The sequence below is a fragment of the Agrobacterium sp. CG674 genome, from assembly GCF_053521645.1.
In genome coordinates, this window is the sequence record NZ_JBNWDZ010000001.1 from 325,357 (window position 1) to 349,213 (window position 23,857).

Consider the following 23,857-nt stretch of genomic DNA (forward strand, 5'->3'; position numbering starts at 1 on the left):
ACGGAGCGATGTGCAGCACAAGGAAGCTTCAAACGTTCCCGGTCATCACTCCAATGGCGATGCGCGTTCAGCATGAGCTGAAAAGGAATTGCAGCGCAATCACGAAAGCAGACCTGGCAATCAAAGCTTCCGCCAAGCCCATGATATCTGACAATTTAAAGAGAAGAGAAATGGCGCACCCGAAGAGATTCGAACTCCTGACCCCCAGATTCGTAGTCTGGTGCTCTATCCAGCTGAGCTACGGGTGCGTGCCGCAGAAACATGTTCCGTTGGCGTGGCGATCCTCTAAAACGTCCTCAGTTTGAATGCAAGCGGTTTTGCTGAGAAATTGTCATTTTTATGTAATGAATTTTCTAAGTTATTGAAATCATTGAAATTATGATATGCATAAATCGAAGGGCAAAAACAGCCGCAAAAGGTGCTGCGGCATTTTCTTATCAGGCGCCGTTGGTGGCGCGCAGATCGGATGCTGCGCGATCAGGGATTTCGATGCGGAATTGCGTGCCGTGGTGCGATTTTTCCACCAGCGCGATGGTTCCCTTGTGGGAGAGCACCAGCTCACGCGCAATAACGAGGCCAAGGCCTGTGCCGCCGGAGCGGGCGGAGCCACGGAAGGCCGAGAACAGGTTCTCCCGTGCCTTCTGCGGCATGCCGGGGCCATTGTCGTCGATGACGATGCTGACGACGTCTCCGTTGCGCTGTGCGGCAATCGTCAGGCGTTTGTCGGGGTAGTCTTCGCCCCGGGCTTGCTGGAGCGCCTGCACGGCGTTGCGACAGAGATTGTAGAGAACACGGAACAGCTGTTCGCTGTCGGCATCGATTCGCAGACCGGGTGGAACGCTGTCCACCAATTCGATGCCGCTGGCGGGATCGACCGCCAGAATATCCCTGACGTCCTGCACCAGCTCCTCAAGATCTATCAGGCGCCGCTTTGGTGCGCCTTCGGTGGCCTGCCCATAGGCCAGAACCTCGCTGGTATAGCCCACGGCGCGGTCTATGGTGCGCAGAAGCTTTGGCGCGAAGCTTCGCACCATCGGGTCATCGACATCGACAAGCCTGTCCGACATCAGCTGCGCCGATGAGAGGATGTTGCGCATATCATGGTTGATCTTGGAAACGGCAAGGCCGAGATCGGCAAGGTTTTTTTGCTGCTTCAGGGTTTTTTGCAGCTGCGCCTGCATATCCGCCAGATGCCGCCCCGCCACTGTCAGCTCATCTGTTCCCTCATCCGGCTTGAACACACGGGAGGGGTCGTCTGGCTGTTCGGAAAAGCTCTGCATGCCAAGCGTCAGTCGACGGATGGGCCGGATGAGAATACGGTTAATGGAGACGAAGATCAGGCTGGCGGTAATCAGCGAGAGCGCCACCGACAGCATCAGCACGTTGCCGGCATAGGCAATCATCGCAGCGCGAAGCTTGTGCTCGCCAATCACGATCTCGATGATCATGTTGCTGTCGCCGATCACGTCGAACACCCGGATGACGCGGTTGCCGCTGGACAGCAGCACCGAAAAGGCATCCCGCACCGCCGTCAGCTGCGACACATCGGAAAGGTCATACTGGTCATCCACGCTGGGCGGCACCTCGGTCGCCGCCAGCAGCGTGTTGGTGCCATCCTTGCGCAGAGCGATCAGCTTGGCGCCTGTGGCCAGCAGTGTGTCGTTCTGGACGCTTCTGGGCAGCTCGGTCTGCAAGCCATCGATCACCACACCGGCGGCGGCAGCGGTGTTCAGGCGGTCACGCAGCCACGAGAGGCGCATATTGGCAACGGAGGGAACGAAGATCAGAACTTCGGCAATCATCACGAAGATGACAGTCAGCAACAGCAGGCGGCCGGACAGGCCTTGCGTCAAGGCAGGCACTTCGCTCTGCGCCTGCGCGTCCAGATGGTCGGTCCTGTTTATGAGGTTCGAAAACACCAGGCCTGTTCCTGTTGTTGCATGGGCCTATGGTTACTTATCGGCGCACGGCCGCAATTCCAAGCGATATTAGGGTTTTCCGCACGATTTACAAACAGATGGCGCGTTTGGAAGGCGGCTGAGAGAAGGAGCCGTTGCAATGATGCTAAAACAGCCCTTCTGGAAAAACAGCCCGCCGATCATCTCGGCAGGCTGTTTCAATTGTCAACCACGCCCGGTAAGGGCGCAGCGCATCTCGCAAGTGGAAACTCAGGCAGTTTTTGCCAGACCTGACAGGGCCTTTACCAGTCCCTGCGTCGAGCTGTCATGATCCGCTGCACTTTCCTTGCCCTCGACCACGGGCAGGAGGCCGGTAGCCAGTTCCTTGCCAAGCTCCACGCCCCACTGGTCAAACGAGTTGATGCGGAACAGCACGCCTTCCACGAAGACGCGGTGCTCATAAAGCGCGATGAGGCGGCCGAGCGCAAATGGCGTCAGCGTATCGTAGACGAAAGTGATGGACGGGCGGTTGCCGGTGAAGACGCGGTGCGGGGCGATGAAGTCGGCGTGGCTGTCATCCATGCCCTTCGATGTCAGCTGTTCCTTCGCTTCCGCCAGCGTGCGACCCTTCATCAGGGCTTCCGATTGGGCAAGGCAATTGGCGATGAGCAACTGATGCTGATGGCGCAGCTTCGGCTCAAAGCCATTGGCGGCAATCATGAATTCCGCTGGAATGACGCTCGTTCCTTGGTGGATGAGCTGGTAGAACGCATGCTGGCCGTTGGTGCCGGGTTCGCCCCAAACAACCGGGCCGGACTGGCCTTCCACCGGCGTGCCATCAATGGTGACGCCCTTGCCGTTCGATTCCATGTCCAGCTGTTGCAGATAGGCCGGGAAGCGCGACAGGCGCTGGTCGTAAGGCAGAATGGCGCGGGTGGAATAATCCAGCACGTTGCGATGGTAAAAACCGATAAGGCCGAGCAGCATCGGCAGGTTCTGCAGCACGGGGGCTGTGCGGAAATGGGTATCCATGGCATGCGCACCATCCAGGAACTTGCCGAAATTCTCCGGTCCGATGGCAATCATCAGCGGCAGGCCAATGGCCGACCAGATGGAGTAACGTCCACCCACCCAATCCCAGAAACCGAAGACGCGCTCGCTGTCGATGCCGAACTTTGCCACCTTGTCGAGCGCTGTGGAGACGGCGCAGAAATGGAATGCGACGGCATCTTCGCCCAGCTTGTCGGCAATGAAGGCGCGGGCTGTTGCCGCATTTGTCATGGTTTCGATGGTGGTGAAGGTCTTGGAAGCGATGATGAACAGCGTCGTCTCAGGGTCAACAAGCTTCAGCGTATCGGCAATATGCGCGCCATCGATGTTGGACACGAAATGCGCGCGCGGGCCATCATGGAAGGGTGCCAGTGCGAGCGTCGCCATGACCGGGCCGAGATCGGAGCCGCCAATACCGATATTGACGATATCGTTGATCTTCTTGCCGGTTGCGCCCTTGAGCACGCCGGTGCGAATGGAATGGGCGAACTTGCCCATGGCGGCCAGAACGCCGTTCACATCAGGCATCACATCCTTGCCGTCAACCAGAACGGGCGTGTTGGAACGGTTGCGCAGCGCGGTGTGCAGCACGGCACGGCCTTCGGTGAAGTTGATCTCCTTGCCGGAGAACATCTCGTCGCGCTTTGTCTCGACGCCGCCTTCAATGGCCAGCTTTTCAAGAAGGGCGACGACCTCGTCGTTCACGGCGCATTTGGAATAGTCCATCAGCAGGTCGTCGAAACGCACGCTGAACCGCTCGAAGCGTTGTGCATCTGCGGCGAAGGCGGCGCGAAGATCGGTCGCACCAGTCTTTTCGACTGTGGATTTCAGGCTTTTGACGATGTCCTGCATGGAATGCTCCTCATGCTCCGGGGAAGGATGAGGAAACTATTCTTTTTCACGAGGCTAAATCAAGGCGCGTTCGACTAAATCGATTGAAATATTATAAAGCGCACCAATCAGTTAGCCAGCTTTCGAAGTTCACGGCGAAGGATCTTGCCCACATTGGTCTTTGGCAGCTCTGCGATGAACTCGATATGCTTGGGCCGTTTGTAGTTGGTGAGGCTAATGGCGCAAAATGCCTTCAGCTCTTCCACGGTCAGCGCAGGGTCTTTCTTGACCACGTAAAGCTTCACCGCCTCGCCGGAATGTTCGTCCGTCACGCCAACAGCGGCGCATTCCTGCACGCCGGGATGGGCTGCTGCAACCTCTTCGATCTCGTTGGGGTAAACGTTGAAGCCCGAGACGAGGATCATATCCTTCTTGCGGTCCACGATCTTGGTGTAGCCACGGTTATCCACAAAGCCCATATCGCCAGACCGGAAGAAACCGTCAGCAGTCATCACCTTGGCGGTCTCATCCGCACGCTGCCAGTAACCGGCCATGACCTGCGGACCACGAATGCAGATCTCACCCACTTCACCAAGCGGCAGGCTTTTGCCGTCATCGTCGCGAATATCGATATCGGTGGAGGGCATGGGAAGGCCGATGGTGCCGCTAAAATCCGATGTGCCGAGCGGGTTGACCGTGGCAACGGGCGAGGTTTCGGACAGGCCGTAGCCTTCGCAAATGTGGGTGCCGGTGACGGATGCCCAGCGTTCGGCAACCGGGCGCTGCACGGCCATGCCGCCGCCCATCACCAGAACCAGCGATGACAGGTCGAGCTTGCGGAAATCCTCATTGTTCAAAAGCGCGTTGAACAGCGTGTTGATGCCGGGGAAGACATGCGGCGTATAGCCGGAAAGCTCCTTGACGAAGCCCGGAATATCGCGCGGATTGGCAATCAGCAGATTGTGGCCGCCAAGCGCAATGCCCATCAGGGAATTCACGGTCAGGGCAAAAATATGATAGAGCGGCAGGGCGCAGACGAAGTTCAGCACCTCTGGCCGGGCCCGGTTGACGAAGGCTGGCTCCATCCACAGCGCAATCTGGCTCTTATTGGCCAGAAGATTGCGATTGGTGAGAACCGCGCCCTTGGATACGCCTGTCGTGCCGCCGGTATATTGCAGAAAGGCGATGTCATCGAGGCCGAGATTGACGGGCTTCAAGTCCATATGGCGCGATTGCGACAGAACCTGCTTGTAGCTGACAGCCTGAGGCAGCGCATAAGCCGGCACCATTTTCTTGACCTTTCGCACCACCAGATTGACGATGTGGCCTTTCAAGCCGAGCAGATCACCCATCGTGGCGACGATGACGTGCTTCACATCGGTCTTGGGCAGGGCTTGCTGCACCACATGGGCGAAGTTTTCCAGCACGAAAAGTGCCTTGGCGCCCGAATCCTTCAACTGGTGCTCAAGCTCGCGCGGCGTGTAGAGCGGATTGACATTGACGACGATCAGACCGGCGCGAAGAATGGCGTAGGTCGCAACCGGGTTCTGGAGAATATTCGGCATCATTACCGCAACGCGGTCGCCCTTTTGCAGGCCCATTTGCTGAAGCCACGCGCCGATGCGCCGGGTTTGATCCTCAAGCTGACGATAGGTCAGCGATTTACCCATGCTGGAAAATGCCTTGCGATCGGCGAAGCGTTCACAGCTTTTGACAAGGAGTTCCGCAAGCGACGTGTAATCGGGCGCTGGAAGCTCAGCCGGCACACCCTGCGGATAGGACGCAAGCCAGGGTCGCGGCAAATTGCCCGTTTCCAGGCGGCTCAAATTCATATCGCTCATATACCCGTCCTCCCATGCTGGCACTTGCAACCTATACTACGCGATCACTCCTGTCTGCTCCTCAGCCTGACAGGCACACCAGCGATTGCAATCGTAGATGAAGCCTCCAAAACCATCCACTCACATCAGCGTAATTAACTCTAACGTAAACGTCAACTATCGGCGCTTGCGATCTCCACCATCGCGCGCCGCGTGATTGGCTTTTGACTTTAATGCTGATTTGCGCAATCAACAAAACCGACTGAAGAACTGGGAAACCGGACATGCCAGAGACTGCCGCGCTACAACTCAGCACCATCGGAAAGCGTTTCAGTGATGTGGACGTGCTCGATGCTATCAACCTGACTGTCATGCCGGGCGAGATCATCTGTCTGGTCGGCCGTTCCGGCTGCGGCAAGTCCACCTTGTTGCGCATCATCGCCGGCGTGGAAACGCCTGACGCTGGCTCAATCATCATGAATGGCGCAGAGATTGCAGGACCTGCAACCTTCATGGAGCCGGAAAAGCGGCGCATCGGTTTCGTCTTTCAGGATTACGCGCTGTTTCCGCATCTGACCGTCGAGCAGAATGTGCTGTTTGGTCTGAAAGGTCAGCCGAAGGCGCAAGCCCGGGCGCGGGCTGCGGATATGATCGAGCATGTGCGCCTGACCGATCTTGCCAAACGCTATCCACACACTCTTTCCGGCGGAGAGCAGCAGCGCGTGGCGCTGGCGCGTGCCTTGGCACCCCGGCCCGAAATCCTGTTGATGGACGAGCCTTTCTCCAATCTGGATCGTGGCCTTCGCGACAGTGTGCGCGACGAGACGCTGAGCCTGCTGAAAGAGCTGAAGACCACGGCCATTCTGGTGACCCATGATCCCGAAGAGGCGCTTTCGGCTGGTGATCGCGTCGTCCTGATGCAGAAGGGCCGGATCGTGCAGGTCGGGACGGGCTATGCGCTGCATGACAATCCCGTCAGCCGTTACGCGGCAGATTTCTTCTGCGCCTTCAACAAGGTCGAAGGCACCGTCAGGAACGGCCATATCGAGACGCCGGTCGGCAATTTTGCCCACAAGGGAGACCTTGGTGAAGGCGCCAAGGCTTTCGCCTATATCCGCCCAAGCGCCATTACGCTGTCTCCGGCGGTTTCCGATGCTGAGATCACAGGGCGCATCACATCCCGTGTGTTTCTGGGCGAGATCGAACAGGTGTCGGTGAGCGTTGAGGGTCTTCGTCACGAATTGCGCGTTCGCAGCATGCGCAGAACTCCTGTGGATGCTGATGCCGTTAAACTTTCCGTTGCCAGTGAGACTGTGCTGACATTTACTTGAGGTTGAAGATGTCTGGATCTCTCGCCGAAATTCGGTCCCGCTTCAACTCAAAGTGAGTAATCCCCCCACAAAATGCGGCTGAGATAACTTGATTTGTATGATCAAGTATGGTGCATGCAGCTCCGACACCATTTCAACGTCACCGAGGGGGATAGACATGATATCGTCGACCGTTACGAAGATCGCGCTTCTCGCAAGCACCATGGCTTTTGCAGCCGGAACAGCGAATGCAGCAGAACTCAACATCTATACAACGCGCGAACCGGCGCTGATCCAGCCGCTTCTGGACGCCTTCACCAAGGAAAGCGGCGTTGCGGTCAACACGGTCTTTCTGAAGGATGGTCTGGCTGAACGGGTCTTGAGCGAAGGCGCAAGCTCACCTGCTGACGTGCTGATGACGGTTGATGCAGGCAATCTGGTCGATCTGGCTGAAAAAGGCGTGACGCAGCCGGTTCAGTCCGACGTGCTGACCAAGGCCATTCCAGCCGAGCTTCGTGATGCCAAGGGCAACTGGTTTGCGCTGTCCATGCGCGCCCGCGTTCTCTATGCCGCCAAGGATGTGGATCTGGCTTCCTTCAATTATGAAGATCTGGCAGACGCCAAGTGGAAGGGCAAGGTTTGCATTCGCGCTGGCCAGCATCCCTACAACACCGCTCTGTTTGCAGATTACATCGCTCACTACGGCGCAGACGCTACCGAAAAGTGGCTTGCCGGTGTGAAGGACAATCTGGCCCGCAAGGCTGGCGGTGGTGACCGTGATGTTGCCAAGGATATTCTCGGCGGCATTTGCGATATCGGTATTGCCAACTCCTATTATGTCGGGCTGATGCGCTCGGGCAAGGGCGGCGAAGAGCAGGTCAAGTGGGGCGAAGCCATCAAGGTCGTTCTGCCAACGTTCAAGAATGGCGGCACGCAGGTTAACGTCTCAGGCGCAGCCATTGCCAAGAATGCGCCGAACAAGGCTGAGGCCGTGAAGCTTCTCGAATATCTGGTTTCCGATGAAGCCCAGAAGATCTATGCCGAAGCCAATTACGAATATCCGGTCAAGCAGGGCGCTGCCCTCGACAAGATCGTGGCATCCTTCGGTGATCTGAAAATTGACAACAAGCCGCTGACCGAAATCGTTTCCCACCGCAAGGAAGCCAGCCAGTTGGTGGACAAGGTCGGCTTCGACAACTAAAGGCTGATGACAATAACGACAAGCAGGGGCTTTGGTCTCTGAAACTTGAGGCGCCCGTTACAAGCGGGCGCCTTGACTGTTTACGAAGCTCCGTATTTTTGCGGTTAAACCCTTAAAGTCAGCATGGTTTTCAGCAGCAGCACGGCCACGGCATCAAGATCTGGACTGCGCAATTCCGCATTCTGGTGGCTGGCGGCTTCCTGTGTGATTGCTGCCCTTGCCTTGGTCCCGGTTCTGGCGCTGCTTTCGGAAGCGATTCAGGGTTCTGATGGATTATGGCCGCATCTGCGTGATACCGTTTTGGCAACGGCGCTGCCGGAAACGCTGATCCTGCTTGTAGGCGTCGGCATCACGGCAGGTGTTCTTGGCACAGCCAGCGCATGGTTGGTCACGGCCCATGATTTTCCCGGACGAAGGCTGCTGGAATGGGCGCTGCTGCTGCCTTTGGCCATGCCGACCTATATCGTGGCCTATGCCTATCTCGACATTCTCCACCCGTTGGGGCCGGTGCAGGGCGTTGTTCGGTGGTTGCTGGGATATTCCAGCCCGCGTGAATTTCGCCTTCCCGATATTCGCTCGATGACGGGCTGCATCGTGCTTCTCGGCTTCGTACTTTACCCCTACGTCTATATTCCCGTCCGGGCGATGTTCCTGACGCAGGCCGGAAATCTGCTGGATGCGGCGCGAATGTTGGGAGCCTCGCAACGGGCGCTGTTCTTTCGGGTTGCGGTGCCGCTGGCGCGTCCGGCCATCGCAGTCGGCATCAGCCTCGCCTTGATGGAGGCGCTGAACGACATCGGTGCATCCGAGTTTCTGGGCGTGAGGACGCTGACCGTTTCCATCTACACCACATGGGCAACACGCTCGGACCTGCCGGGTGCTGCGCAGATTGCGCTCTGCATGCTGCTTCTGGTCGTCGGGCTGATCGCCATGGAACGCTGGGCCCGCAGGCGCCAACGCTATGCCGCTTCAGCACAGAAAAGTACGGTGCTGGCACCCACCCCCCTGCACGGCCTGCGCGGTTGGCTCGCCTTTTGCCTCGGCGGCCTGCCGATCCTGATCGGCTTCGTTGCCCCGGCCATTTATCTTGTCGTGGAAGCATGGAAGCGGTTTCAGTTCAGCGGCCTGTCGTCGCGGTTTGCATCAGAGGCCGTCAACACCATCGTGTTTGCCGGGTCCGCCACTCTAGTGACGGTCGGCGTAGGGCTGGTGGTGGCTTATGCGATGCGGCTTGCGCCGGGGCAGACATCCCGCTGGTCCTTCCGTCTGGCAACTGTCGGCTATGCAGCACCGGGAACCGTTATCGCCATCGGAGTGCTCATCGCGCTTGGTGGTTTCGACCGGTTTGTTGATCAAACCATGCAGCACTGGTTCGGCATATCCACCGGCCTTTTGCTGATCGGCAGCGGATGGGCGCTGATATTTGCCTATACCGCACGCTTTCTCACCATTTCCGGCGGCGGTATCGATGCGGGGCTGAGCCGCATTCCAGCATCCTTCGATCACGCTTCCCGCACGCTGGGCCGCACGTCGACGCAAACATTTTGCGCCATCCATCTGCCTTTATCGAAGGCGGCGATGGCGGCTGCGGCACTGCTCGTGTTTGTGGATTGCGTCAAGGAATTGCCCGCAACGCTTTTGTTGCGGCCGCTCAATTTCGAAACCTTCGCCACGCATCTCTATGGGGAAGCCGCCCGCGGAACCTATGAGGAGGCATCCATTGCCGCACTTGCCATCGTGCTGGTCGGCATTTTACCCGTGATTTTGTTGGCCCGCATCGGGCGGCAAAGAGCCTGAGATACAAAAACCGGGAACGATTTTTCTGCCGCTGGATTTACCATTCGTAACGAATGCAAATCCAAAGGAGGAAACATTATGGTACATCACGAACCCCGCGCCGGTCAGGACCCTTACGTCAAGGACACGCCAAGCTTCATCGCCAGCGATAAGGTCGAAGGCACCAGCGTATACGGCGCCGACAGCAAGAAGATCGGCTCGATCCAGCGGATCATCCTTGAAAAACGCGGCGGTCGCGTCGCCTATGCCATCCTCAGCTTCGGCGGCTTTTTAGGGATCGGTGATGACTACTACCCGCTCCCTTGGGAAAAGCTGCAATACGATGAGGAGCTTGACGGATACCGCATCGACCTGACGAAAGAGCAGATCGAGAATGGTCCTAAATTCGCCAACCGCGATGATGAAAGCTTTCTCGGTCGCGACGACCGCAACGTCTACGACTATTACGGCGTCCCGCCATACTGGATGTGATGAAGACAAAGAAATGGCCCCACTTGGGGCCATTTTCTCGCGATACGATTTTTATGAGCGGGTTGGCTTCAACGTGACCATAAAGCCCTTCAATGCGACGGGCGCATCCTCGCTTCAGAGACCGCTTCTTCAAAGCACCTGCGTGCTTCTTCGAGCGTCTTGCGACCATCCAGTGCTGCGCGACATGCGCTCCTCGCACGGACGAACATCAGCCCGCGTGTATGCGGCCAATTTTCTGTCAAAAGAGCCAGCGCATCACGGGGACCCGCAACGACGTCTTTGCTCGATTTATCGACGCTGATTTCTACTGGTTTAGTCCATACAATCTTGTTCATTGGACGCCTCCCTAACGTCCATGTCAACGACCTCTACGCCGACATGGTTCCCGTCAAAAAGAGTAATTCAAATTTACAGCTTTACAACTATAAATTTATTCTCAGCGAAAGCCGAAGAATGACAGGATTGCAAGCACGATGACAACGAGGCCGACGATATAAATGATCTGGTTCATGGCTTTCTCCGCAGTGTAATATCGAGCCGGGACGGCAAAACCGCTTCCACAGGCTGCGATGCTAAAACATATGACACTCACCGTAACGTGAGTATCTGCGTGAGGTTCCATGCTAGCGCGAATTTCATTGTGCGCGAGGAGATTGCGCTCTCGACATATCCAGCCGAGAGCGCCTGTCGTCTTGCTCAGGGTTTCGCCAGTTTGAACTGGACGACATCGATGCGGTCGGTTCTAAAGCCCGCTGCGCAGTAATGCAGGTAATATCTCCACATACGGCGGAAGCGTTCGTCAAAGCCGAGCGGCTGGACGCGATGCCAGTTTGCAGAGAAGCTGCGGTCCCACAGCATGAGCGTGTGTTCATAGTCCTTGCCGAAGCGCAGCATATCGGGAACAGTAAAGCCCTTGTTTTCGGCTGCCTTGCGGAAGGCCGTCACCGTCGGCAACATGCCACCGGGGAAGATGTAGGTCTGGATGAAATCGGCGTTGCTGCGATATTCATCGAAGCGGTCCTCAGCGATGGTGATAACCTGCACCATGGCTTCTCCGCCCTTTGCCAGTAGGTCTTGCAGACGTTGGAAATAGGTCGGCCAGTTTTCTTCGCCAACGGCCTCGAACATTTCGATGGAGACGATTTTCGAGAACGTGCCCTGGCAGTCGCGGTAGTCCTCAAGGCGGATGTCGGCGCGGTCAGCGAGCCCTGCCTTGGCAAGGCGCTTTCTGGCGAAATCAGCCTGTTCGGTGGAAAGCGTGAGGCCCGTGACGCGGCAGCCGGTCTTGGCAATGGCATATTCTGCAAAGCCGCCCCAGCCACAGCCGACTTCCAGCACGTGGTCATCAGGGCCGATCTTCAACTGCTCGACGATACGGTCATATTTGCCGTTCTGCGCATCTGCCAGGCTCTGGCCTGGTGTTTCGAAAAGCGCCGATGAATAGGTCATCGTCTCATCCAGCCAGGCAGAATAAAAGCTGTTGCCGAGATCGTAGTGGAACGAGATGTTGCGACGGCTGCCCGACTTGGAGTTGCGGCGCAGGCGGTGGCGCAGATAGGCAAAGGCCGAGACCAGACGGGCAGGTTCAGAAACCGACATCCAGTTTGCCTCGTTGGCAATGGCCACTTCGATCAGGGTCGCAATATCTGGCGTGTCCCAATCACCATCCATGTAGGCTTGGGCGAAGCCGAGGCTGCCACCCATGAGCAGGCGGCGAACGACGCGGCCCCTGTTCAGGGAAACGACCGCGTGCGGGCCGGGCTCCTGCCCGGTGCAGACAAATTCAGCTCCGCCCGGAAAAATGACGGTCAGGCGTCCATGGGTGATGGTGTTTAGACGGCGGCAGATCATGCGCTGCCAAAGGGGTGCGTGTTGCATGAGAAAGGGAGTCGTCTCCTGTTCAGCGTGGCTCATCTTTTATTCCTCCCATTTTTGCGCCTGCAATGCCGCCATCCAGAATGACGGAGCTGGCGATGCGACTGCGCGCAGCCTTGTGTCGATAAATTGGATTGCCTTTAACCCAGAGTAAGAGTGCTTCCCAGTGGATCGCACCCATGATTTTCATGGTCATGAGCGGATAGGACAAAAGCGCCCGCAGGAGCGCCTTGTCAGTCAAAGGGCTGCGTTTTCCCGCAAAGGACGCAAACAGCAGCTCGCCTTGCGCATCCTTTTCGTTGATGGCAACCAGCACCTTTTCAGCCGGCGGCTGAATGCGGAAATCATAGGTGCATTCCATCGGAACGAAGGGCGATACGTACATTTCCTTGGCACAGGAGTGGCGGACGACGCCCGGTTCACCGCCTTCGGTCGGAATGACATAGGTGTGGCGTTCGTGGAAGGTGTTGCGCACTTCATAGAGAATGGCGACGAGGCGCTGATCCTCCCGATCGTGGCAGAAATAGACCGTCAACGGATTGAAAACATAGCCAAATATGCGCGGGTAACACAGCATATCCACACGCAGATTATCCTTAGGCACTGTAATGCCAGCATCGGCGAGATGCCGGGCAACCCAGTCTTTCAGGCCACCCGCTTCACCCACACCATGGTCGCCATCGTGGAAGCTGAACACGGCCCGGCGATTATAGCCAAAAAAGCGAAAGGCCTTGTCGAGCAGCGGAAGTTCATCCAGATCGAGCAGCAGCGAGAAAACGCGGTAGCGCATGGAATGGGCATGCGGGCGATGGCGCGTATGCACGACGTGTCCGGCATAGATGGCGGAACGAAAGGTCATTGCGCATGCGCCTTTGCGGGCGACAGGAAAATGCGGCCGGACTCGTTTTCAACCTTCCATGGACGTTTGATACCACCCAGTGCCTCGGCAACGGCAAGGCCGGATTGCAGCCCGTCCTCGTGGAAGCCGCTGCCGAAATGCGCACCGCAGAACCACGTGTTTCGGCGTCCCTGAAGACCCCACAGAAGCTTTTGCGCTTCCATGGCTTTTGCATCAAACAAGGGGTGGGCGTAATCGAAGCTGCGGATCACCTTTGCCGGATCGATGGGGCGGGAGGGGTTGAGTGTCACGAACAGGGGCGTTGCGTCATCAATGCCCTGAAGCTTGTTCATCCAGTAGGTCAGGCAAAGCTCTTCGGTGCCGTTGGCATTTGGCTCGCTCATATAGTTCCAGCTGGACCAGACCCGGCGGCGCTTCGGCATCAAGGTTTCGTCCTGATGCAGGACGGCGAGGTTGCTGGTATAATCGAAGGCGCCCAGAACCGAACGCTCATCGGCGTCCGCGTCACCCAGAAGGGCAAGCGCCTGATCGGCATGGGTTGCGATGACAACATCATCGAAGACCGACACGTTGCCGGATCGATCCACGAGCTTCACGCCACCCGCCTCACGCAGCATGGATGTGATCTGGCTATTGAGAACAATCGTGCCTGAAAACTCCGCCTTAATGCGCGCCACATATTCGCGGCTGCCACCCTTGACGGTGCGCCATTGCGGGCGATCCGAAAGTTGAACAAGCCCGTGGTTGACGAAAAACCGGATGAAGGCGTGCAGAGGATAGGCGCGCATGTCGGCAGCCGTGGTAGACCAGATCGCAGCACCCATCGGCAAAAGATGGTCATCGATGAAGGCTTGAGAATAGCCGTCTCTATCGAGATAATCACCGAGGCTAACACCCCGCAGCGAAGGATCGTCGAGCAGCTTTCCGGCCTGCTTGTAGAAGCGCAGCACATCTCGCACCATGCTCCAGAAGCGCGGGCGGAGGATGTTGGATCGCTGACCGAACAGGCCATTGATGCCAGAGCCGGAGTATTCGAGTTCCCCGCCAGACAGCGAAGCGGCAAACGACATGTCTGAGACGTCGGTCTTGACGCCGAGGTGGTCGAAGAGTGCGACGAGGTTTGGATAGTTGAGCACGTTATAGACGATGAAGCCGGTATCGACGGCAATAGCGGGCTTGCCGGGCAGCTCGACGCTGACCGTGTTGGAGTGACCTCCCAAACGGTCTGCTGCTTCAAACAGCGTCACATCGGCGGATTTATCCAACAGCCATGCCGCGGAAAGGCCGGATATGCCCGAACCGATGACGGCGATACGCCGTCCTTTTTTCCGGTTGCTGTTTGCTGTCTGAAAATCCATATCGTCCGGTTCCACGTTAATCTTGAGATCATTACGACAGTTCTGCGCCGCTGGATTGGTGTCAGCGTATTTTTTTATCGTATGTGATCCGGTTGTCAGCCCCTGGCGTAATCGATTTCATGACATTAAGCGTTTCCTTGATAAGCCCCACGTGCCAAACTATAAGTCGTCCCGCAAGCAAATCGGGCGTGGGTAAACTGCATGGAAGCGGAGTGAAGCCGATCCGCATGAATGATATCGTCACCAACAATATTGAAAGCCAGTGTCCGAGCCTTATCAAAGCTGTCGCCACCGAGCGCAGCGTCGAAGCGTTCGAAGTGCTGTTTCGTTATTACGGACCTCGCGTGCGGATTTACATGTTACGGCAGGTGCGTGACGCGCAGGCCGCTGAGGAACTGATGCAGGAAACCATGATGACGGTCTGGAACAAGGCCGCCCTTTTCGACCCGACGCGGGGCAATGTATCCGCCTGGATTTTCAGAATAGCCAGAAACCTGAGAATTGATGCGCACCGCAAGGACAAGCGCCCTGAATTCGACATTAACGACCCGGCTTTCGTCAAAGAAGACGCGCCTGCCGCCGACACCCAGCTGGAAGAGGTTCAGGATGCGCAGCGCCTGCACCGCGCGCTGGCGCAACTGCCGAAAGAGCAGCTGGATCTTCTCAAACGCTCCTTTTTTGACGAGGCATCCCACAGCACTATCGCCGAACAGCTCGGCCTGCCGATCGGAACGGTCAAATCGCGCATCCGGCTGGCCTTTGCCAAACTGCGCGCAGCTCTGGAGACCCGCACATGAGTGTACGGCATCAAGTGAGCGACGAATTGCTGATGGATTACGCATCGGGAAGTCTGGGTGAAAGCTGGAGCCTTGCGGTTTCCACCCATCTGGCCCTGTGCCCCGAGAGCCGCCAAAGGCTCGAAGCCATGGAAATGACCGGCGGCGCATTGCTGACGGCGATTGATCCGGCAGAGCGCAATGTCGATTCCGATTGGGAAAAGATACGCGGGCTGTTGAGCGCAAATGTGACGCCGCCCCCCACCAAAGCCGTGGCACCCAAGGTCGATGACGCCATCCTGCCGGAACCCCTGCGGTCTTACGCAGGCGGTGATGTGGACAAGCTGAAATGGAAACAGCTTGGACCCGGTGCCTATCATTTCCCCATCCGCACGCGCGATGGCGATGCCATTGTGCGGCTGTTGCGGATACCCGCCGGAAAGCCGGTGCCGGAACATACCCATGGCGGACGGGAGCTGACGGTTGTGCTCTCCGGTTACTTCAAGGATGGCAACGACGTATTCCGTCGCGGTGATTTTGAAGAAGCAGATGAGGATCTGATGCATCAACCTGTGGCGGGTGAGGGCGAAGACTGCATCTGTCTTGCCGTAACCGATGCGCCGCTGAAATTCAAAAGCTGGGTGGTTCGGCTGTTGCAGCCGGTTCTGGGTATTTAAGGGGGGCGGATGATGGACTATCTCATCGCTTATATCGGCACGGCTATCGTCTTCTTCGGCTTTGATTTTCTGTGGCTGTCGAAGCTGGCAATCGGCTTTTACCGACGCGAAATCGGCTCACTGATGCTGGCAAAACCCAATTTCGCCGCCGCCGGAATTTTCTATCTCTTCTATATCGCGGGTATCGTCTATTTCGCTGTTATGCCAGCTGTCGAGAGCGGAGAGTGGCAGTCCGCACTTGTCTCGGGCGCCATTCTTGGCTTCATCGGCTACGGCACGTATGACATGACCAATCTGTCGACGCTAAAAGGCTGGTCCTGGAAAATGTGTGTTGTCGATATCATCTGGGGCACGGTTTTGACCGGCGCTGCAGCGGTCGGCGGCTATGCGCTGGTTCAGGCCGTAGCATAAGCGTCTAAGGTCAGGTCACGCCACTTTTGGTGAAAGGTTTCCAATCCCGAGAGTGGCGCCACCCTGTGATATGACTGGCGAGGCGCATGCCGCGTCGCCAGCAGCGCGGCTCCAAGAGCGGTGCCCGATGGGCTGTTGCCATCACTGACCAGAAGTTCGGCCCCGGTGATCGCCGCCAATGCCGCAGTATAATGCACGTTCCCGGCAAATGGACCCTCAACGATGATCGTATCGGATGGCCCGATCAGCGAGAGGCAACTTGCCGTCATCATCGCAGCATAGAGCGACGCCGCAACGAAGCGTTCGGCATCGCTGCGCGGCTCGTTGTGCCAGCGCCCCTTCATGCCGGGGAAGGGGCCGGAGCCTTCGACGGCATTGGGGCGATAAAACACGTCGTCCTTGAGGACCGTGTCGAGCGCGGCCTGAAGCTCTGAGGGTTCAAGGGCGGAAATGCCCGCCGTCAACATCTCGAATTCGCGCCCGCCCATGAAGCGGGCCGAGGGCACGGGCTTTCCGAAGGCATCGACATTAACAAGCGTATCGCGTGCCGGATCCAGCGTTTCCAGCGGCGCACCAACGCCGAAGCAGATCACCCATGTGCCTGTGGACACCACCGAAAATGGCCCTTTGCGCGCGATCAGATGCGGCAAAAGCGATGCGTTGCTGTCATGCAGACCGCAATAGACTTGTATGTCTGCATCAATGCCGATTTCACCGACAATCTGGGGCAGCACGGGACCAAGAGTATCGAAAGCGGAGCGCACAGGTGCCAGCAATCCGGCGATTCCAAGCTTTTCCGGCAGGCTGGAAAGCGCGGCTTTGCCGGGCTGCCAGAGGTCGGTGTGACAGCCAAGCGACGTCGCCTCGTTGGCCTTGATGCCGGTGAGGCGATAGGCCCAATATTGCGGGTAGGTGATGATATCGGTGACGGTTTCGAACACATCCGCAAAGGCGGTCTTCTGATAATGCAGTTGCGCCCCGGCATTCAAGCCGATGGGAAGGGCAGGCGAAAAGGTTTCCTCAAAGGGTGGCCGCAGCGCGGCGTAGGCCGTCTGGATATCCTCAGGATAAGCGTTCTCATAATCCAGAACCGGCAAGGCAAGGTCACCGCGCGCGCTTAAAAGTGCCATGGATGCGCCATGGGTGGTGATGGAAATGGCCTGATAACCGGGCGTCTCGCGAAATGCTGACAGACCATCAAGGATGAAGCCCCACAATGCGTCGATATCGTAATGCGGATAGGGCGGGGCGCTCAAGACCCGGTTGGCGATGCGGCGGGATGCGATTTCCTCACCGGTCTCTCCATCCACCACGATCAGCTTGGCGTGGGTCTTACCGATATCGATGACGGCGACATTGCGGATTGCAGCACTCATGGCAGGTGAAACAGCGTGACGAGATCGCGGGTAACAGGGGAATTGTCCTGATTGCTCTCCATGATATCGGCCATATGCGCCCACCATTTTTTCATGACGGGATGGTCCGGCAGCGCAGCCATGCCGTGGTTCTTCGGGCGGGTCAGGACGCCGAACAGAATGTTGGTTTCAGGGTCGAGGTGAATGGAATAATCGCTGACGCCCGCCTCGTGCAGAAGTGTGACCAGCTCCGGCCAGATCTCGTCATGGCGTTTGCGATACTCGGCCTCCATGCCGGGAAAGAGCGTCATCTTGAAAGCTTGTTTTTCAAACTCTGGCATGGTCTACCTCATGGCCCGCAGGCGGCGCACGACGATGGGAATGGCGATGGTGATGATGAGGAGCAGGCCGACGAAGATGGACATGACGATGCCCGGAACGTTCAACAGGCCAAGCCCGAAAGTGACGAGGCCCATGACGAAGGCCGCAATGACCACGCCGCCAATGGTGCCGGAACCGCCCAGAATGGAAACGCCGCCGAGAACCACCATCGTCACCACCTCCAGTTCCCACCCTTGCGCGATAGAAGGGCGGGTGGAGCCGAGACGCGAGGTGAGGCAAACGGCGGCAATGCCGCTCATGAGGCCCGTCAGCAGGAACAGGATGAATTTCACCCGCTCCACCGGAATGCCGGAAAAGCGCGCCGCAAAAGGGTTGGTGCCAATAACGAAGACCTGACGGCCAAAATTGGTGGCATGCAGCAGAATGGCAAAGACGGCGGCCATGACCACGAACAGCACGAATTCGAAGGAGATGACCCAGAAGACGTAACCCTGGCCGAAGAAGGCGAAGCTTTCAGGATATTTTCCGAAGGCCTGATCGCCCAGCACCAGATAGGAAATGCCACGAAACAGGCTCATCGTGCCGATGGTGACGACGATGGACGGTAGCCGCAAACCCGCCACCAGAAAACCGTTGAACGCACCGCAGGCAAGGCCGGTGCCGATACCTAGCGCCACGAGGCCGGGTGTGCCGACACCCATCTGCACCGCATAACCCATGACGGTGGAGGCGAGCGCGATGATGGCGGCGACCGAAAGATCTATTTCACCGGCGATGATCAAAAGCGCCATGGCAAAGGCGATCAGCGCCTTTTCGGTAAAGTTGAAGGTGGCGTCGGACAGGTTATAGGCATCAAGAAAGTAAGGCGATGCGAAGGAATTGACGATGAAGATCAGGATCGCCACACCCAACAGCAGCACTTCCCAACTGGCCATGATGCGCTTGAACGGCGTGCCGAGCTTGTCGGGAATGACGCGCGGCGTTTGTGTCTCCGGTGCGGTCATGCTCATGCCTTGGCCTCCTTCACGGTATCGCTTGCCGCCCTGTCACGCAGAATGATGCGGCCCTTCTTGGCTTCGGCGCGGGCGTTGAACACCACGGCCAGCACGATGACGACGCCCGAAATCGCCATCTGCGCAAAGGGCGAGATGCCGATGACGGGCAGCGCATTTTTGATGACGCCCAGGAACAACGCCCCCAGCACCGCACCGGCAACCGAGCCGATGCCACCGGCAATCGATATGCCGCCGATAACGTTCGCGGCAACGCTATCCAGTTCAAAGCCGGATGCGATATCCACATAGGCCACGGCGTAACGTGAGACCCAGAGATAGCTTGCAAGCCCCGCCAGCGCGCCCGAGAGAACGAAGGCCAGAAAGCGCGTATAGCCAACATCAATACCCGCATAAACAGCCGCACCGGGATTGCCGCCGGATGCATAGGCAGAGCGCCCGAAGGATGTGCGTGTCAGAACCAGCCAGGCGCCCGCGATGATGAGAACAGCGACCCAGGAAAGCACCGGCATGCCGAGAACGGGTGTGCGGGGAACATTGAGAAAGGTGGGTGACATCTGGTGCGCATTGATCCACGCACCGCCTGAGAGAACAAAGGCCATGCCGCGATAGATGGTGAGCGTTCCCAACGTGACAACGATGGAGGGCAGGCCCAGCCACCAGACAAGAATGCCGTTGATCGACCCTAAGAACGCGCCGATGAAAACCGCCATGGCAATGAGGAAGGGTAGGGGTATCGAGGGAAAGGCAGCATTGGTCATGGCTACGGCCATGCCGGTAAAGGCAAGGTTGGCGGCGACGGAGAGATCAATGGATTTCGTCAGGATCACCGCCATCTGACCGAGCGCCAGAATGATGAGGATGGATGTGTCATTGAAGATATTGACGAGATTTCCGGGCCGCTCAAACCCCGGAGAGCGCATGGAAAAGCCTGCGATCAGGGCGATGATGATGCCTGCCAGCAGCCATTCACGGTTTTTAAGAAGTCTTTTCATGGCGTTGGTCCTCTCACGCGTTTCCTGTGGCGGCACGCACAAGCTTTTCGGCTGAAAAATCCGCTCGTTCGAACATGCCCGCCATCAGGCCCTCGCGCATGACGATGGCGCGGTCCGACATGCCCAGAATTTCCGGCAGCTCGGATGAAATCATGATGATCGAGAGGCCCTCGGCAGCCAGCTCGCTGATGAAGCCGTGGACGGCGGCCTTGGAGCCGATATCGATGCCCTTGGTCGGCTCATCCAGAATGATGACCTTGGGCTGGGTGGCCAGCCACTTGCCGATGACAACCTTCTGCTGGTTGCCGCCCGAAAGTGTGCCAACGGGAACGGAGAGAGCGGCAGCGCGCAGATCCAGACGCGAGGCATATTTGCGGGCCAGCGCAAACTCGTTGGCAGCGGCCAGAAACCCCTTGCGCGATGTGCGCGCCAGCGATGGCAGCGACATGTTTTGATAGATCGGCAGATCAAGCGCGAGCCCGTGCCGTCCGCGCTCTTCCGGCACATAGACGATGCCAGCGCGGATCGCATCTTGCGGGCTGCGGATGGAAATCTGCTGACCATCAAGCGTCAGGGTGCCGGATGCGGGTCTGGTGATGCCGAACAGCGACTGGCACAGTTCCGAACGCCCCGCGCCAATCAGCCCGTAAAGCCCCAAAATTTCGCCCTTGCGCAGGTCGAAGGAAATGTCGCGGAATTCGGTCTCGTGGCAGTAGCGTTGTACAGAAAGCGTGGTGGACCCGATATTGACCGCCTGCTTGGGAAAGGCATCCTTCACATCACGGCCCACCATGAGCCGCACGATCTCGTCCTGCGGCGTTGCCTTCAGATCGCCCGAACCGACCATTTTCCCATCGCGGAAAACGGCATAGCTTTCGGCGATTTCGTAGACCTCATCGAATTTGTGGCTGATAAACAGGATCGCCTTGCCCTGACGTTTCAGGTTCTCAACAATGCGGAAGAGGTCGTCGATCTCCTTGCGCGAAAGGGCAGCCGTCGGCTCGTCCATGATGACAATGCGGGCCTCAACAGACAGCGCCCGCGCAATCGCCACCAGATGGCGCTGCGCGATGGACAGGTCTTTCAGCCGGATGGTCGGATCGATCTTGCTTTCCAGCCGCTCCAGAAGAGCGCGGGATTTGTCGTTGATGGTTTTCCAGTCGATTAGCCCGAAGCGCCCCTTTGGCGCGTGGCCGAGGAATATGTTCTCACCAACGGAAAGCTCGTCAAACAGCACGGTTTCCTGATGGATGGCGGTCACACCGGCATCAATGGCGTCCTGCGCGCTTTGAAACGTCACCGGCTGACCATCCAGCAGGATTTCACCCTCATTGGGGCGGTAAATGCCGGTGAGGATTTTGACGAGTGTCGATTTGCCCGCGCCGTTCTCACCGATCAGAGCCGTGACCTTGCCGGGGAAGAGCCGGATATTGACGCCATCAAGTGCTTTGACACCGGGGAATATCTGGCTGATACCCCGCATTTCAAGAATGGGCGTCTGGATGCCAGTCGCAGCCGTTTCCGCGTGTGTGGTTTCAGCCATTGTTTTGATTGCCATCGTCATTCTGGTATCCGGACATGCGCTGGGGGCAGGGGCAAGCAGCGTATTCAACGTCATCCTCGGGCTTGTCCCGAGGATCTGCGACGGATCGATTTCCGCAACGTGGTTAGATCCTCGGGACAAGCCCTGATATGACGTGGAGTATGGGGTTAGGAAGGTTGCCCCGCTGACATGGCCAGCGAGGCACGCATCACATCAGAAAATCTTCGAGAACTGATCGATATTGGACGAGTTGTAGACAAACGGATCAGCCATGGCGGCTTCGTTGTTTTCGCCAACCTTGATCTTGCCCATGCGACCGGCTTCGATTTCTGAGCCCGCCTTGCCGTCTGCTTCACCCTTGACGAGGCGATAGGCGATCTGGGCTGCGGAATAGCCGAGGTCGATCGGGTTCCAGATAGCGAATTCCTTTGTCGCGCCGGACTTGATGGCGCCAGCCATTTCCGATGGAAGGCCAAGGCCTGTGACGAAGACCTTCCCGATCTTGCCCGCATCTTTCACCGCTTGCGATGCGGCCAGCACGCCAACGGTTGTTGGGGCCACGATGACCTTCACATTGGGCTGCGAGGTGAGGAGTCCCTGGGCTTCGCGGTAGCTCTTGTCGGCAAGATCGTCACCATAAACTGTCGTGACGAGGTTGAGGCCGGGGAAGTCCTTCAGCTGCTTTTTCATCTCGTCGATCCAGATGTTCTGGTTCGTGGATGTGGTGGTGGCAGAGAGGATTGCGAAATCGCCCTTGCCGCCATCCAGATGGGCTGCTGCAAGCTGCAGGCACATCTTGCCAATCAGCGCGTTGGAGGATGGGTTGAGCTGGAGAATGCGGCCTGCCGGTGCAACACCGCTATCCCAGGAGATAACCTTGATGCCGCGCTGGGCTGCCTTTTTGAGCGCTGGCACAACCGCATCCGGATCGTTGGCGGAAATGGCGATTGCATCCACCCCCTGCGCGATCAGCGAGTTGATGACCTCGATCTGGCCTTCGGCTGTGGTCGTGGTCGGGCCGGTATAGATGATCTCGACGCCACCCAGTTCCTTAGCCGCTTCCTGCGCGCCCTTGTTGGCGGCTTCAAAGAAGCCATTGCCGAGCGACTTCACGACAAGCGCGATCTTGATATCTTTCGCCTGCGCCATGCCGCCAAAACCGGCGACGCCGATGGCGACACTGAGTGCCAGGGCCTGGCTTAATCTTCTACGTGATAGTTTCATGTTGGTTCTCCTCCCGATTGAACATCATTCTCCGCAGCGGTGCTCCTCAAGCAACCGAAGCGGAATCCTCCTCGTCTGGCGGTCGCGTCTGCGCCGCCGCTGCCGGTCCGGCCACGATCAACGTCACGCCCGCCGCTTCCACCATCCGCGCTGCCTCGTCGGTAATGCCCTCATCGGTAATGATGGTGGACACGTTTTCCAGGGGGCAGAGAATAAGGCTTGAGCGTTTGCGGAATTTGGACGAGTCGATCATCACGATCAGCTCTTCTGCCTGCCGCATCAATTTCTGTTCGCTCTGAATGACGAGCGCATCCGACTCCATGATGCCGAGCGCGCCGACACCCTGCGCCCCGATGAAAATCCGTCGCGCATAAAAATTGCGGATCGCATCATTCTCGAACGGCGACAGGATCAGGCTCTGGTCGCGGTAGATCGCGCCGCCGGGAACGCTGACATTGCACTTGGAATGCTTGACCAGATGCTCGGCAATGGCGAAGGAGTTGGTCATGACCTGCAAACGGCGCGCCGACATGTAATGCACCATTTGGAAGGTCGTGGTGCCACCATTGATGATGATGGCGTCGCCTTCCTCACAGAGGTCCACCGCCTTGCGCGCAATTGATCGCTTCTTGTCGATATTGACCGATTCCGATACGCGAAACGGCCGTGCCGCGAGATTGCCGAGCTGTGGCGGATGTACCGCTTCAGCCCCGCCGCGCACCCGCCGCAACTTTCCCTGAACGTGCAGAGACGCAATATCGCGCCGGATCGTCGCTTCGGAAGCGTCCGTCAATTCGGCAATATCCTGCACCGTCACAACAGGCTTTTCCTGTATGGCGCTCAAGATGATGCGATGGCGTTCGCTTTCGTGCATGGGGTCCTCCTTATGGTCAGTTATTCGTAAAGATCTGACGTTGTCAATCAAGTTCGATCAAAATAAACAATTGTGCGATGCAGCATGAAAATATATGATCGTTTGTGATTGACATTGTCGTTTTGAATGCGCGATACCTGCCTGCATTGGGAGGCGGGCCGGTGTTCAAGGTCTGCG

General features: G+C 57.7%; 22 protein-coding genes and 1 tRNA gene. 7 read left to right on the plus strand and 16 right to left on the minus strand.

Annotated elements, in window-relative coordinates; translation table 11 throughout:
* Positions 1-171 precede the first annotated feature (171 nt).
* The 4 genes from ACQZ51_RS01610 to ACQZ51_RS01625 all read right to left on the minus strand — a co-directional run bounded on the left by ACQZ51_RS01610 (position 172) and on the right by ACQZ51_RS01625 (position 5,611).
* A tRNA-Arg gene (locus ACQZ51_RS01610) sits at positions 172-248 on the minus strand.
* Positions 249-437: 189 nt separating this feature from the next.
* Entirely contained in the window at positions 438-1,802 is a 1,365-nt protein-coding gene (locus ACQZ51_RS01615; protein WP_448775716.1) for an ATP-binding protein, read from the minus strand.
* Between the two features lie 366 nt (positions 1,803-2,168).
* Positions 2,169-3,800, minus strand: a complete 1,632-nt coding sequence (gene pgi / locus ACQZ51_RS01620; RefSeq protein WP_448774741.1) for a glucose-6-phosphate isomerase — start codon at positions 3,798-3,800, stop codon at positions 2,169-2,171.
* A gap of 107 nt (positions 3,801-3,907) precedes the next feature.
* Positions 3,908-5,611: a long-chain-fatty-acid--CoA ligase gene (locus ACQZ51_RS01625; RefSeq protein ID WP_448775717.1), complete on the minus strand. Its 1,704-nt coding sequence runs from the start codon at positions 5,609-5,611 to the stop codon at positions 3,908-3,910.
* A gap of 272 nt (positions 5,612-5,883) precedes the next feature.
* Between ACQZ51_RS01625 and ACQZ51_RS01630 the strand changes: the two genes are divergently transcribed.
* The 4 genes from ACQZ51_RS01630 to ACQZ51_RS01645 all read left to right on the plus strand — a co-directional run bounded on the left by ACQZ51_RS01630 (position 5,884) and on the right by ACQZ51_RS01645 (position 10,378).
* Entirely contained in the window at positions 5,884-6,930 is a 1,047-nt protein-coding gene (locus ACQZ51_RS01630) for an ABC transporter ATP-binding protein (protein ID WP_448774743.1), read from the plus strand.
* Between the two features lie 157 nt (positions 6,931-7,087).
* The gene (locus ACQZ51_RS01635; protein WP_448774745.1) at positions 7,088-8,110 is read left to right on the plus strand and encodes a Fe(3+) ABC transporter substrate-binding protein; all 1,023 of its coding nucleotides are present in this window, start codon (positions 7,088-7,090) and stop codon (positions 8,108-8,110) included.
* Between the two features lie 123 nt (positions 8,111-8,233).
* The gene (locus ACQZ51_RS01640; RefSeq protein WP_448774747.1) at positions 8,234-9,907 is read left to right on the plus strand and encodes an ABC transporter permease; all 1,674 of its coding nucleotides are present in this window, start codon (positions 8,234-8,236) and stop codon (positions 9,905-9,907) included.
* Between the two features lie 78 nt (positions 9,908-9,985).
* Entirely contained in the window at positions 9,986-10,378 is a 393-nt protein-coding gene (locus ACQZ51_RS01645) for a PRC-barrel domain-containing protein (RefSeq protein WP_448774749.1), read from the plus strand.
* Positions 10,379-10,467: 89 nt separating this feature from the next.
* Here the strand turns inward: ACQZ51_RS01645 and ACQZ51_RS01650 are convergent, their stop codons facing one another.
* From ACQZ51_RS01650 to ACQZ51_RS01670, 5 genes are all read right to left on the minus strand, one after another.
* The gene (locus ACQZ51_RS01650) at positions 10,468-10,713 is read right to left on the minus strand and encodes a DUF982 domain-containing protein (RefSeq protein ID WP_448774751.1); all 246 of its coding nucleotides are present in this window, start codon (positions 10,711-10,713) and stop codon (positions 10,468-10,470) included.
* Positions 10,714-10,814: 101 nt separating this feature from the next.
* On the minus strand, positions 10,815-11,000 hold the full coding sequence (locus ACQZ51_RS01655; protein ID WP_448774753.1) for a hypothetical protein: 186 nt from the start codon (positions 10,998-11,000) through the stop codon (positions 10,815-10,817).
* Between the two features lie 74 nt (positions 11,001-11,074).
* Positions 11,075-12,292 (minus strand): class I SAM-dependent methyltransferase, encoded by a 1,218-nt coding sequence (locus ACQZ51_RS01660; RefSeq protein ID WP_448774754.1) that lies wholly within the window; start codon positions 12,290-12,292, stop codon positions 11,075-11,077.
* Positions 12,279-13,112, minus strand: coding sequence for a DUF1365 domain-containing protein (locus ACQZ51_RS01665; protein ID WP_448774756.1), 834 nt, complete (start codon positions 13,110-13,112; stop codon positions 12,279-12,281). Before ACQZ51_RS01665 ends, ACQZ51_RS01660 begins: the two co-directional genes overlap by 14 nt.
* Entirely contained in the window at positions 13,109-14,470 is a 1,362-nt protein-coding gene (locus tag ACQZ51_RS01670; RefSeq protein ID WP_448774757.1) for an NAD(P)/FAD-dependent oxidoreductase, read from the minus strand. Before ACQZ51_RS01670 ends, ACQZ51_RS01665 begins: the two co-directional genes overlap by 4 nt.
* Before the next feature lie 212 nt (positions 14,471-14,682).
* Here ACQZ51_RS01670 and ACQZ51_RS01675 point away from each other — a divergent pair, with 212 nt between their 5' ends.
* Genes ACQZ51_RS01675 through ACQZ51_RS01685 form a run of 3 tightly spaced genes read left to right on the plus strand, consistent with a single transcriptional unit; the run spans position 14,683 to position 16,334 of the window.
* Positions 14,683-15,267 (plus strand): sigma-70 family RNA polymerase sigma factor, encoded by a 585-nt coding sequence (locus ACQZ51_RS01675; RefSeq protein WP_448774758.1) that lies wholly within the window; start codon positions 14,683-14,685, stop codon positions 15,265-15,267.
* Complete coding sequence (locus ACQZ51_RS01680) at positions 15,264-15,923, plus strand: ChrR family anti-sigma-E factor (RefSeq protein WP_448774759.1); 660 nt, start codon at positions 15,264-15,266, stop codon at positions 15,921-15,923. Before ACQZ51_RS01675 ends, ACQZ51_RS01680 begins: the two co-directional genes overlap by 4 nt.
* A gap of 12 nt (positions 15,924-15,935) precedes the next feature.
* On the plus strand, positions 15,936-16,334 hold the full coding sequence (locus ACQZ51_RS01685; protein WP_448775719.1) for a DUF2177 family protein: 399 nt from the start codon (positions 15,936-15,938) through the stop codon (positions 16,332-16,334).
* Here the strand turns inward: ACQZ51_RS01685 and ACQZ51_RS01690 are convergent.
* From ACQZ51_RS01690 to ACQZ51_RS01720, 7 genes are all read right to left on the minus strand, one after another.
* Positions 16,319-17,710, minus strand: coding sequence for an FGGY-family carbohydrate kinase (locus tag ACQZ51_RS01690; protein WP_448774761.1), 1,392 nt, complete (start codon positions 17,708-17,710; stop codon positions 16,319-16,321). The two genes, ACQZ51_RS01685 and ACQZ51_RS01690, sit on opposite strands and share 16 nt — an antisense overlap.
* Complete coding sequence (rhaM, locus tag ACQZ51_RS01695) at positions 17,707-18,030, minus strand: L-rhamnose mutarotase (RefSeq protein WP_448774762.1); 324 nt, start codon at positions 18,028-18,030, stop codon at positions 17,707-17,709. The genes ACQZ51_RS01690 and rhaM overlap by 4 nt, the downstream gene beginning before the upstream one ends.
* Positions 18,031-18,033: 3 nt before the next feature.
* Complete coding sequence (locus tag ACQZ51_RS01700; protein WP_448774764.1) at positions 18,034-19,041, minus strand: ABC transporter permease; 1,008 nt, start codon at positions 19,039-19,041, stop codon at positions 18,034-18,036.
* A complete protein-coding gene (locus ACQZ51_RS01705) occupies positions 19,038-20,039 on the minus strand; it encodes an ABC transporter permease (protein WP_448774765.1) in 1,002 nt (333 codons plus the stop codon). The genes ACQZ51_RS01700 and ACQZ51_RS01705 overlap by 4 nt, the downstream gene beginning before the upstream one ends.
* 13 nt (positions 20,040-20,052) lie before the next feature.
* A complete protein-coding gene (locus tag ACQZ51_RS01710; protein ID WP_448775720.1) occupies positions 20,053-21,582 on the minus strand; it encodes a sugar ABC transporter ATP-binding protein in 1,530 nt (509 codons plus the stop codon).
* 213 nt (positions 21,583-21,795) lie between these two features.
* The gene (rhaS, locus tag ACQZ51_RS01715; protein ID WP_448774766.1) at positions 21,796-22,806 is read right to left on the minus strand and encodes a rhamnose ABC transporter substrate-binding protein; all 1,011 of its coding nucleotides are present in this window, start codon (positions 22,804-22,806) and stop codon (positions 21,796-21,798) included.
* Between the two features lie 46 nt (positions 22,807-22,852).
* On the minus strand, positions 22,853-23,680 hold the full coding sequence (locus tag ACQZ51_RS01720) for a DeoR/GlpR family DNA-binding transcription regulator (protein WP_448774768.1): 828 nt from the start codon (positions 23,678-23,680) through the stop codon (positions 22,853-22,855).
* Positions 23,681-23,857 lie beyond the last annotated feature (177 nt).